This window comes from Deltaproteobacteria bacterium (genome assembly GCA_016210005.1).
Taxonomy (GTDB): Bacteria; Desulfobacterota; Binatia; order HRBIN30; family JACQVA1; genus JACQVA1.
Genome location: JACQVA010000075.1, coordinates 17902 through 29944, shown reverse-complemented (window position 1 = coordinate 29944; position 12043 = coordinate 17902). Strand labels below are relative to the sequence as shown.

Genomic DNA, 12043 nt, shown 5'->3' with positions numbered 1-12043 from the left:
GGCCGAGGCCCATGGCCGAAAGGGACGCAATTTGTCAGCTGTGAGGTCACCCCAATGTACAGCGTGCCGTTCCGTTTGCTGGCCAGGATGTAAACGCAGAACTGCTTGTCCATAGCGCCAAACGCCAAACTGGATTCCCGCTTTCGCGGAAATGACGGCCATCACACCGAACCACGTTACCCACAAATTTGTCGCGCGCCCCCGGGCAGCCGGGCTCGGGACTTCGGCATTCGTTTGCGTCGTACGGGCCGGGAATGCCATAAGTCACCCCCGGTTTGGGTCCGTGAAGGACCGATGCGCGGGGTGGAGCAACGGACTTGTCGTCCCACACGCAGGGGGAAGCGTGAGTACACTGGTTTGCGCGTCAAGCGCGGCGCTTTGGGAGTGCGGGGGCCCCTCCGCCAGGCTCAGGGCCTGCTTGCTCCCGCTTTGGGGTGGCGCGGGGCGCCGCTGCATGGCCCGAACGCGGCGACTAGCCGCCGCATTCCACATTGACTCGAAGCGAGGATGGGTCTTTCGTCGAGCCGGGGCTCGGGCGGTGCCTGGGTCATGGCTTGCGGTGACAATCGGCGCATGCGTCGCGCTCGCGGCCATCCTGCCGCGCAGCGCCGGCGGACAGGCCAATCAATTCGGCGGCCAGGATCGTGCCGATGCGGCGGCGCGCATGATCGTGCTCGGCGTGCAGCAGGGCATCGGCTCGCTGCCGCCGACCGCGGGGCAATCGTTCACCTACGAGTTCGATCGCTCCGTCGATACCTGGGTGGAGAGCGCCCACCTCGGCCCGACGGTGTTGCGCGTCGCGGAGACAGTCGGTGAAGGAAAGCTCGGCCTGCGGGTGGCGGCGTCGTACTTCGAACTGGTCGAGACCTTCGCCCCGATTCCGTACGTGGTCAGCCGGCCGCCGGCGCAACCGATCGGCGTGGCGAAGCTCGGGCTCCGGGCCGATGCGCACGTGGGCGTGCTGAGCGTGGCTGCCAACTACGGGCTGACCAGTGGGCTTGAAATCACGATCAACGTTCCGGTCGTGGCGGTGGACGCGCAGGCGACGCAAGCCTTCACGACGCGCACCGCGACGTTGAGTGATCCGCCGAAGACCGCGCCGTTGAGCGGCACACCGATCGTGAATGACGACGTGGCCGCTGCATTGCGGGCGTTGGACGAACACCTCGCGCCCGGCGGCAGTCTCTCGCGGCGCGAGGAGAGTTTCAGCGCCCTCGGCTTCGATTTCAGCGACGGCACGCACGCCGGACTGGGCCGCGTCGGCATCGGCGCCAAGTACGTGCTGTATGCGGAGCGCGTGCAGCTGGCGGCGGTGCCCGAGTTCTTCGTCCCGAGTCCGAATGCGGACGAGTTTGCCGGCTCCGACAGCGCGGCCATCCTGCCGCGGCTGGTGGGTGCCGTGGACGTGAACGGCTCGCTCAAGCTCCATCTCGATGCGGGCTACGATTACGACTTCGATGACGACCAGCTGCGCCGCTTCGTCTGGAACACCGGCGCCTCGCTCGCGTTTGAGCGCGCCACCCTCGATGCGGGCGTCGGCGGCTCTAAGTACAATCGCGGCATCAAGTGGACACCCGACAGCGCTCCGTATCAGGACACGCTCGGCAATGTCGGTGCGATCACCGCGCTGGGCGACAATCAGCTAGGCGACAACTTCGTCGATGTTCTGTTGGGATGCAAGATTCGCCTGAGCGAGCGCAGCGTCCTCGGCGGCGCGGTCACCGTTCCGGTGAACGACGAAGGTTTCCGCCCCGCGGCGACGGGCACGATCGCAGTGGAGCTGAGTTGGTAGGGATCGCGTGGCTAGGCTGACACACACCGCTCACCGCCGCGGCTGGGCCTCAATGGTGCTGTGCGTGCTGGTGATCGCATCGCCGGCGCCGGCGGAGGTGTTGCGCGGGCCCGATGCCGCAAAGGTGTCGTCGCGGGTCGTGAGCACCACCGCCGGCGCCGTGGAGATCATCGACTTCGGCTACATCGGCACCACCCGCCCAGGATCGGCCGCGGCCTGCATCGGCGACCTCACGGGCGACCGTGCCGTCACCGTCGACGAACTCGTGACCGGTGTCGGCATCGCCTTGGGCGAGCGGCCGCTCGGCGACGCGATCGTGCTTGACGCGAACGGCGACCAACAGGTCACGGTTGACGAACTCGTCGTGGCGGTGGGGCACGCGTTGAATGGATGTCCTGGCAGCGGGCCGGCCGCACAACGGCGAGCGCAAGCCGGCGGCGGCGCCGCCGGCCTCGAAGAGTGCGCCAACCCCGGTGGCGTCAAGCGAGTCAGCTATCGCCGCGAGAGTGACCGCTGCGTGCTCGACGAAACGTTTGCCAACTGTCTCGAAACGGATGCTGCCTCCGGCGTGCAGCTGACGCAGAACGGTCACCGCGTGCACACGGTGCTAGACCCTTCGTTCTGCGATCCGCCGCACGCACTCGCGGAGAACACTGCCGGGATGCAGGAGTTCGACAACTTCAGCTTGGAGTTCGCGTGCGACACGATCTGTCCGCCCGTGCTCCGGCGCGTCACGCTCGCCGCCGACAGGCTCGTGGTCGAGCAATCCGTACGCGACGCCACTCGCACGACGAAGCTGCTGGGCGATCTGGGCGTCGCCAATCACGATACCGGTGAGCATATCGATCAGGAATTCGATGACCACGGGCTCGACGTCGTACGAACGACGCCGGAGGGCGACGGAGCGGCCGTCAGCACGGTGGCCTTCGAGGTGCACGGCAAGTCGACCGTGGGGTGTCTGGGGCCGATTGAACTCACCAAGCAACAGCCGATCGTCTTTGGCGAGAAGAACGACTGCCCGGCGTCGGGCAGCTACGAAGTCGCGTTCCCGATGACTCTGCCGGCGCAACTCGCTGCCGGCGAAGGCGAAGCCGCGACCCTGGCTGAAGGTGGCGCTGCCGCTGCAGACGAGGAATTCGGCTTCCACGACCAAGCGTTCCGTGCGGCGAATGGGCAGGTTTATCAGGTGTTGCAGAATCGCGGCGGCGACCCGGAGTCCGGCGCCGAGGATTTTCGCATCACGGCGGCCGTCGGATCGCTTGGCGACACCGCGTCGCGCTGCGATCAGCAATCACCGAGCGGTAACAGCGCGCAGGTCGCCGTGGTTGGCGCCGACCCTGGGCAGGCGTTCCCCCTTAGCGGCGTTCGCAAGTCGGTGAAGATTGCGGACGGCACGCCGCCGGTGTTCAACGCGACGGCGAACGACGGCAACGGCCAGGTCTGCATCGGCCCCGGGTGTGACGCCGATGCGAACTGCCCGCAGCCAGCAACATGCGCCACGTTCGCGTTCTCTGATGGGACCCCGCTCACCAGCGAAAGCGCCGGTGTCCCGGCCGCGAGCTTAGTGTCGTCGCTCGATACCGCCGGCACTTCGTGCAGCGGATTCGTGGATCACGAGGCGTATCGCTTCGGAGTCACGGGGCCCACCGTCCGTACGCAGGTGTGTGGCCCTGAACCGACAGACGGTATTGTTCTTCCGCTGGTTGCATCTGAGTTGGGCGGGCAGGATGGCAGCTCACTGATTCTCGCCTACGACGCGCCGTTCGGGATGAACTTCGTCACGGGATCAGCGGGCGTTCCCGTTGACCGGCGCGACGGGAACCGCGACGGTTGCGCGCCCAACCGCATCCTGCGGCCGGTCGTGGCCCGCGACAACTTCGAACGTCCGCCAAGAGTCAGTTTCTTTGCGGACTCGGTGGCGTTCTCCTTCAACAACTTGTCACGCGGCACGACCGTGGATGCGAGCGTTCCGAGCTGCAACGACGCCTCGTTGATTCTGTGCGACGCGCGGCCGCTGGCGACGCCGACGCCGAATCCGCTGTGTAATCCACGCGACCTGGCGTTCGCAACCTCTGTGACCGAGGAGAACACCACCGCAAGCAAGGCCAACTCGTCGGGTGGTGCCTCGTGCGGCGGCGGTGGCAACAACGCGCGCGACGCGGTCTACAGGTACAAGGCCCCGACTCCGGGTTTCTACACCATCGATACGATCGGTTCTCAGTTCGACACGGTGCTGTACGTCCGCCGCGACCACTGCGACGGCATCGAGTTGGCGTGCAACGACGACCTCGACGGTGCGACGAGCGCCTCTCAAGTTGGCGTCACGTTGCAAGATGGCGACCGCATCGTGATTGTCGTCGACGGCTTCGGCGATCGCAGCGGTCCATTTACTTTGCATGTGAATTATCGCGGGCCCAATCCGCCGACACCGACGCCGACGGCCACACCGCTGCCGATCCTCGACCGACCGGATCTCGTCGTCACCGAGCTAACCGGTCCCGACAGCGGAACGGCGGGCGGGCAGATTACGGTATCGGCGACGATCGTGAATCAAGGTGCGGGCGATGCGGGTTCATTCCAGGTTGACTTCTTCTTCTCGACCAACCCGACGATCACCGCCGACGATACCCGCTCCGGATTCGGTTGCGTCTTCTCGCAACTCAATGCCGGCGGCACGGCCGTATGCAGTGGCCCGATCGGCGTGCCGGCCTCACTCGCAGGCGGAACGTACCACCTCGGCGCGATCGTCGACCTGACCGATCAAGTCGACGAGGCCAACGAAGGCAACAACGCCCGCGCGGCGGATGGCGGCTCGATGCAGATTACCGGGGCGCCGGCGACAGCGTCGCGAACGGGCACCCGCACCCCGACAGCGTCGCCAACGACCACCGCGACCGGGACGCCGCCCCCGACACACAGCCCAACTCCAAGCACCACGCGAACTGGCACGTTGCCGCCGAGCGACACGCCGACGAAGACCGGGACACCGACGCCGTCTGCAACGGCGACGTCTACCCCGAGCATCACGCCAACCCCGACGCGAACGGCAACGGCCACGGCGATCGGCACCGCGAGCCCGACTCTGACGCGAACGGCCACTGCCACGGTGACCGATTCGCCGACGGTAACACCGAGCGCAACGGCCACCGCAACCCCAACGGCAACCCGTACGCCGACGAACACCGACACCCCGACGCAGACAGCGACCGAAACCCCCACTCGCACGCCGACGAACACGAAAACCAGCACGCCAACCGCGACAGCTACGATCACGGCAACCGCTACGCCGTCGCTTACGCCCAGCAAGACCCGCACGCCCACCCGGACCGCGACGATCTCTCTCGGATTGGCCGTCTCGCCGCGCGTGCTGACGCCCGCACCCAACGGCGGTCAGGCGGTCCTCACGGTCAGCATCGCGCAGCCGGCAGCGACGCCGGTAACGGTTTTCCTGGCGATTACCGACACGAACGTGGCGACGGTGGCCGCGTCGGTGGTCATTCCGACGGGTCACATGAGCACCCAGGCGACGGTGCAGGGCGGCAATCTCGGGACCACGACGCTCTTGGCGTCGGGCCCGGGCAGCGCCGGTGCGAGCATCTACGTAACGGCGCCGTTCAGTGGCCTCGGGACGTTCGTTGCTCAAGCCGTGAGTGTCGAGGTGCCGGCCGAGCCAACGCCCGTTCCGTCGATTTCCGCCCTGATACTGGGATCGCCGGTCAGCGTTCAGGTGCCGGTCTCAGCATCGGCGGCGGCATCGGTTTCAGCAGAAGTGGCCGCGCCGGCTGTGGCGGTGCAGGTGGCGAATTCGCCGGCAGCTCAGATTTCGGCTGCTGTTGGTGTTGCTACACTGCCCATCTGCGTTCAAGTGCCAACCTTGGCGCCTGCAGCCAGCCCGGTCTCAGCCGGCGTGACGGCACTGCCCGTGGCCGTACAAGTGGCGAGTTCGCCGGCAGCTCAGATGCCCATGTCTATTGACGTTCTCTCGCTGCCGGTTGCCGTTCAGTTGCCGGAATGAGCGAGATGTAATCTCCAGTTCACATACGGAGGATGCGATGAAGGTCTCTGAAGGAAAGCCCGATCGACTGTTTTGGTGGCTCGGCTTAGCCGTCTTCGCCTTGGGAGCGCGCGGGGCAGTTGCTCAGTGTCCGTTCGTCAGCGGAAGTACGGGCGCCGATGGCGCCTTCGCGCCTTCCGCGAACATCACAAGGGCCTTGCCGCCGGACGGGGTCTTCAACTTCACCACCGTGAACATCAAGCCCGGCGTGACGGTGAAGTTCCAGCGGAACCAGAAGAACACTCCGGTCTACATCTTGGCGACGGGCAACGTGACCATCGATGGCACGATCGACATCAGCGGCACCGATGGAGGCAGCAACGGGGTCGCAGGCGTCGGCGGGTCGGGAGGATTTGACGGGGGCGCAGGCGCGCTGCTCTGCGGCGGCGCCGGCCTGGGGCCGGCCGGAGGCGCTCCCGGTTGCGGTGGGTTTTTGGCAGCCTCGGCAGGCGACGGTGGCTTCTTCGGATCGTACGGCAACCCAGTCCTGAACCCGCTGATCGGCGGCTCAGGCGGTGGTGGTGCGAACGGAGCAACGAATAGGGCGTTTGGAGGTGGCGGTGGAGGGGGCGCCATCCTGATTGCGTCGTCCGGGACAGTAAACCTTTCCGGAAGTATTGTATCCTATGGCGGCTCTGCGGGGCGCAGCGGCGGTTGCCTCTTTGGTGGCTCCGGGGCGGGCGGTGCGATCCGAATTATCGCAAACACTATTGCTGGGGGCGGGGGCTTTTTCGTCGGTGGCGGTGGTCACTGTGAATGCGGTTGCCCCTATGCCGCCGGTGGACGCGTCAGATTCGAAGCGTGTGATCCGCAGTTTACTGGGCCCAATCCGGGCTGGTCGGCGGAGGGGCCGTACACGTTTGCCTTCTCTACCAGTCCAGTCTTTCTGAGCGCGGTGCCGACGCTGGCGATCACGTCTGTTGGCGGAGTCGCAGCGCCCGGCAATCCGACGGGTTCGTATACCGCGGTGCCCGATATCTCCCTGGAGGCCGGGACGACGACGGCAACCGTGGAGATCGCCGCGACAGGAATTTCAACCAACGGTGAGCCGCCGGCGACAGTGAAGGTAAAGGTCGTTCCGCAAAGCGGTGCGCCGTCGATGGTGACCAGCACGGCCCTCGCCGGAACTCTAGAGAGTTCAACTGCGTCCGCGGAAGTTGCGCTTGCGGCAGGGCGCAATCTCATCACCGCAGAGACCACCGTGACGATCGGCGGTGACGGAGGCGCGGCAATGGTCATCGGGCAAATCGACGGCGAGCCGATCGAGAAGGTCCGCGTCGCCGCGACGTACGGCGGCGGCTCGTCGCTGACCTACATCACCGCATCCGGACGGGGGATTCCCGCGGGCGGAACCGGGCTCTGATACAGTCGGACAGTCACGTGAGGAAAAGGATCGCCTGCCGGTGCGTGCATTGATCGTTTCCGCCATTGCAGCGCTCTCGATCGTTACGTTCGGCGTCGCCCCGCTGCGCGCCCAGACTCATTGCACCGGCGACCTCGACGGCAGCGGCGCGGTCACCGTCGACGAACTCGTCGTCGGCGTGAACATCACCCTCGGGCTGCTGCCGCTTACCGCTGGGCCGCTCTTCGACGCCGACAACAGCGGTGACGTTACCGTTGACGAACTCGTCCGAGCTGTCAGCTATGCACTCGAAGGCTGCCCGGACGTGATCGACGACACCGACACCGTCCCAGCGGCGTCGCGCGACGCGCCGAATCTCATCGGCGCCACCGATGTCATCGACTTCGGCCTCGTCGGCAATCGACGCATCCGGCGCTTCCGCAACGAACACGCGGGCGCGGCGGCCGGCTGTGGCAGCAGCGAGAGGGTGGCCTGCCAGAACGGCGGCGAGCGTCACACCACCTGCCGCTGCGAAGGCAGTAACAGCGTCCTCGAAGAAGCGCTGACCAACTGCGACGAGACCGATGCCGAGACCGGCACCGTCATGACTCAGAACGGGGTGCGCACTCGCACCATCGCCGACGCCGCGTTCTGCGACACCGGCGTCATCCCAGACTCCGTCACCGTCACGCAGCGCTTCAGTCACTACGCCGCGTCGTTCACCTGCACGCGGACGGCGGAGTGCCCGCCCGGATTGCAGGACGCCGTGCTGCGCTCGGAGGATCTGACCACCGTGCAGCAGCCGATGGGCTCCTCCGGCGATCTCGAAACCACGCTCGCCGGCGACCTCGCGATCGAGAACCGCGCCACCGGCGAACGCTTCGCGCATCGGTTCGAAACCGCCTTCCGCGTGATGAAGACCGCCGCCGGCTTCATGCTCAACGGCCGCACCAGCGTCGATTGCTTCGGCGATGTCGTCTTCGACACCAAGGTGCCGATCGCTCTGGATCCCGGCGATACCTGCCCCGCCGGCGGCTCGCTCGAAGTGATGCGCTCCAGACTGCTGAGGGCTGGCGCCGCGGACTGGTGGAGCGTGACCTCCGGGCACGCTGGGGCCGGGAGCGTCGGCTCCAACCTCCCCGCCGAGCGCGCTCGGAGATCGCGCTCCACCATGCCGGAAGCTACCAACTCGATACCGCATCGCCTGAGCGGCCAATCCGCCGCCGACACCAGCGCGCGCTATCGGGAATTGAAGTTCCGCGCCGCCAACGGCCAAGTCTACCAGGTGCTGCAGAACACGCTCGCGCCCGACAGCGGCGGCGATACGGTGATCGGTGCGGAGGATATTCGACTCACGACGGTGGTGGGCTCGTTTTCGCCGGATCTCGGCGGCTGCTTCAAGCTGCGGCGCGCGCAGGCGTTCGTCGCAACCGAGTCGGGCGCGGCCTTTCCGCTCGATCGCGTGTTCAAGTCGCCGCTGATCGCCGACGCGAGCCCGCCGTGCTTCAACGCCAATGGCGCGGGCGGCAACGGCACGGTGTGCATCGGACCCGACTGTACGATCGATTGTACCTGTGCCGGCGGCGCGAACTGCACAACCTACAGCATCGGCGGAACCAAGCTCAGCGCGGCGTCGCCCAACATCCCCGCCGCGACGCTGGCTGACCCGCTCTCGGTTGCCGCGGGCGCGTGCAGCGGCTTCGCTGGCGGCGCCACCTACGGTTTTGGAACCCTGGCGCCGACCACCGAAGTGCCGCAATGCAGTCCGGCGCCGGCCGACGGGTTCACGTTGCCCGGCGCACCGTCAGCGCTCCACGGGGCGGCCGGCTCCACGCTGATTCTCGCCTACGACACGCCGCTGTTGGCGCCGTTCGGTATCGGCTCTGCCGGCTTCGCGCTCGATTCGGATCGCAGCAACGCCGACGGCTGTAGCGGCGCGCAGCCGGTGCTGGCCGGCGTCATTCAGGCCAATTCGATTCCGCCCAATCGCATCGAGTACACCGCGGCGCGCGGTGTCCAGTTCGACTTCAACGGCGACACGCTGACCGACAAGTCGCTGACCGCCTGCGACGCGCCGTCCCTGCGGCAGTGCGCGGCACCGCCCCCGCCCACTCCGTCCCTCCCGCCCACCGGACAATGTGCTCCCTTTCCGCTCGGCAGTACCTTCCCCCTGTCGCGCAACGGCTCGACCGCGCGCGATGCCGTCAACGCGGCGGGTGGGGCCACGTGCGGCGGTGGCGGCAATCAGGCTCCCGACTTCGCCTTCCGCTACGCCGCGCCAGCGGCGGGCTTCTACACGATCAGCACGAATAGCGCGTCGTTCGACACCGTGCTGTACGTGCGCCGCGATACCTGCGGCGGCGCCGAGCTGGCATGCAACGACGACCAGAGCGGCGGCAGCTTGGAGTCGCAAGTGATCGTGCCGCTCGATGCGAATGAGACCGTGGTGATCGTTGTCGACGGTTACCGCCGCGAGCGCGGGACTTTCACTCTGACGATTGATTTGAGCCAAACACCGCCGACGCCGACACCGACACCGGAGCCCGGCGCCGGCCCACCCGATTTGGTGGTGACCGAAGTGATCAGTCCGCTCACCGGCACGGCCAGCGAGCCAATCGAGGTGTCGGCAACGGTCGAGAACCGAGGGCTCAGCGATGCCGGTGCATTCGAAGTCGAGTTCGTCTTCTCGACCGACGAGACGATCACGCCGAGCGACGTGCGCTCCGGCTTCGGCTGCGTGTTCTCTCGCCTGGCGGCACACGGCGAAGTTACGTGCAGCGGTCCGATCGGCGTGCCGAGCAATCTGCCGGCAGGCACGTACTCTCTCGGGGCGATCGTCGATCTGATCAATCAAGTGGCCGAGGCGAACGAAAGTAACAACGCCCGTGCCGCGGACAACACGATCACGATCGGCGGTGGAGTCGCGACCGCGACGCCCAGCTCCACCCAGCCGTTAACGCCGTCGCGATCGGTCACACCGAGCCGTACGGCGACCCTGGTTCCGACTGACACGCGCTCGGCAACCCCCGCCGCAACACCGACCGCCACTTCCACCGGGACCGTTGCCGTCACTGCGACGCCGACGCTAACGCGGACGGCGACGCCTGCTACCGGAACCTGGACCCCGACGGCATCCGTCACGCCCGCGCCTACGCGGACAGCGACCCCGAAGACCCTCGGCGGATTGATCTGCAGCGATACGACCTGGCGCTTCGCCGACAGCCCGCTCATCGCGACCAGCAGCGTCATCGTCGGCGGCGCGTTGTGCCCGCAGGGCCAGCAGACTCCGACGCTCACTATCGAAGCAGGCGTCGAAGTGCGCTTCAACGCCAACCGTTTCTTGGAGATTAACGGCACCCTGCTCGCCCGCGGCACGGCGGAGCAGCGGATTCTGTTCACGTCGAACAATTTTCCCAAGGCAGCGGGCGACTGGGATGGGATTCGCTTCAAGGACACCGCCACCGACGCGACGTTCGACGGCGACGGAAACTACATCAGCGGCTCGATCATGGAGTACTGCACGGTGGAGTATGCGAGGGACTCGGTGGGGACCGGAATTGTTGCGCTGATTTCCGCCGCGCCGCATTTCCGCTTCGTCACCGTCCGCAGCGGAAACGCTACCGGAGGGAGCATCACTGGAGGGATTGGGATAACCGGTACACTTGGCGTCGCAACGGTCCGAATCGCCAACGTCGAGGTTACATCGATTTCGGGCGCGGGCATCTTCGTCTCCGGGCTCGACGCTGCAGCGAGCGTACTCGTCGTGGGGGCCACGTTATTCGCGAACGAATACGTGGGAATCTACGCGGATAACGCGGTACGCATCGCGGACAGCACCATCAGCGAGAACGGGAACGCCGGCGTCTATTGCCACGGCCCGTGTGTGGTCACGGGAAGCTGTATCTCACGCAACGGAAGCCCGTTGATTGTGGTCCCCGGGGCCACACTCCAGTTCGAGCGCAACACCGTCGCCGCCCACGCATCACCGGTGAGCGTTCAGGTTCAACCAACGAGTTTCGCCATGAACAACCTTACGGGTGGCACCGGTCAAGTCTTCGAAAACCGTCTCGACAGTGCGTCGCCGGCGCTTATTGCCGAGAACAACTGGTGGGGCACGACCGACTTCAACGCCATCGGCGACCTCATTTACGATTGCTTTGACGACGGCACGCGTGGCTGCGTCGACTTCACGCCGTTCGCGACGGGTCCGATCGCTGACGCCCCCGACATCGACGCTTGCGCCAACGGCACCTGGGTGCCGCCGGGATTCAGCGGTGCGGATGCGTCCGCACCGCCGCGGCCCGCCAACATGCTGCTCAGAGAATAGATCACCCTGACCAGCCCTGACCCTCTGCCCAAGGGTGACGAACCCAAGTATGTTCGCCCGGTTCTGCGCGTGTGAAGAATGGCACAGCTGCGGCGCAGGATCGGCGCCTCACACCGCCCCGCTCGCCAGGGCGGATTTCCCGCACAGCGGCCGTTTGAGGCCGGAGCTTAAATCTGCCGATGACCACATCGGCGCCCAGGGCAACTTCGCCACTCTGGGCCGACCGGCGGACTTCATGGCCCGCGGGTCAACCCGCTTCATGACTACCGCCGAAAATCTGTAGACCCGCCGCACGGAACGCTGTATGGGAGAACATGGGAACTGCGGATCGGGAACTCCCAAATGACCCGTTGGGATTCATCCGGTCTCGCGTGCGGGAAGGGCGGATGGTGTGGACGTACCACGTCGGCCGGCGACTTGAAAAGCGTGCAATCGGACGGTCAGTCATCGTTGCAGCAACCGAAACCTATGAAGTCGTTGAGTCGTATCCCGATGACAAGTACCTGCCCAGCTACCTGATCCTAGCTT

General features: G+C 66.3%; 4 protein-coding genes. All 4 read left to right on the top strand.

What is annotated here, in order from left to right; all coding sequences use genetic code 11:
• Positions 1–559 precede the first annotated feature (559 nt).
• Genes HY699_07770 through HY699_07755 form a run of 4 tightly spaced genes read left to right on the top strand, consistent with a single transcriptional unit; the run spans position 560 to position 11515 of the window.
• Positions 560–1792: a transporter gene (locus HY699_07770; protein ID MBI4515697.1), complete on the top strand. Its 1233-nt coding sequence runs from the start codon at positions 560–562 to the stop codon at positions 1790–1792.
• Positions 1793–1799: 7 nt separating this feature from the next.
• On the top strand, positions 1800–5807 hold the full coding sequence (locus HY699_07765) for a hypothetical protein (protein MBI4515696.1): 4008 nt from the start codon (positions 1800–1802) through the stop codon (positions 5805–5807).
• A 37-nt stretch (positions 5808–5844) separates the two neighbouring features.
• Positions 5845–7209 (top strand): hypothetical protein, encoded by a 1365-nt coding sequence (locus tag HY699_07760; protein ID MBI4515695.1) that lies wholly within the window; start codon positions 5845–5847, stop codon positions 7207–7209.
• Positions 7210–7249: 40 nt separating this feature from the next.
• The gene (locus HY699_07755) at positions 7250–11515 is read left to right on the top strand and encodes a right-handed parallel beta-helix repeat-containing protein (GenBank protein MBI4515694.1); all 4266 of its coding nucleotides are present in this window, start codon (positions 7250–7252) and stop codon (positions 11513–11515) included.
• Positions 11516–12043 lie beyond the last annotated feature (528 nt).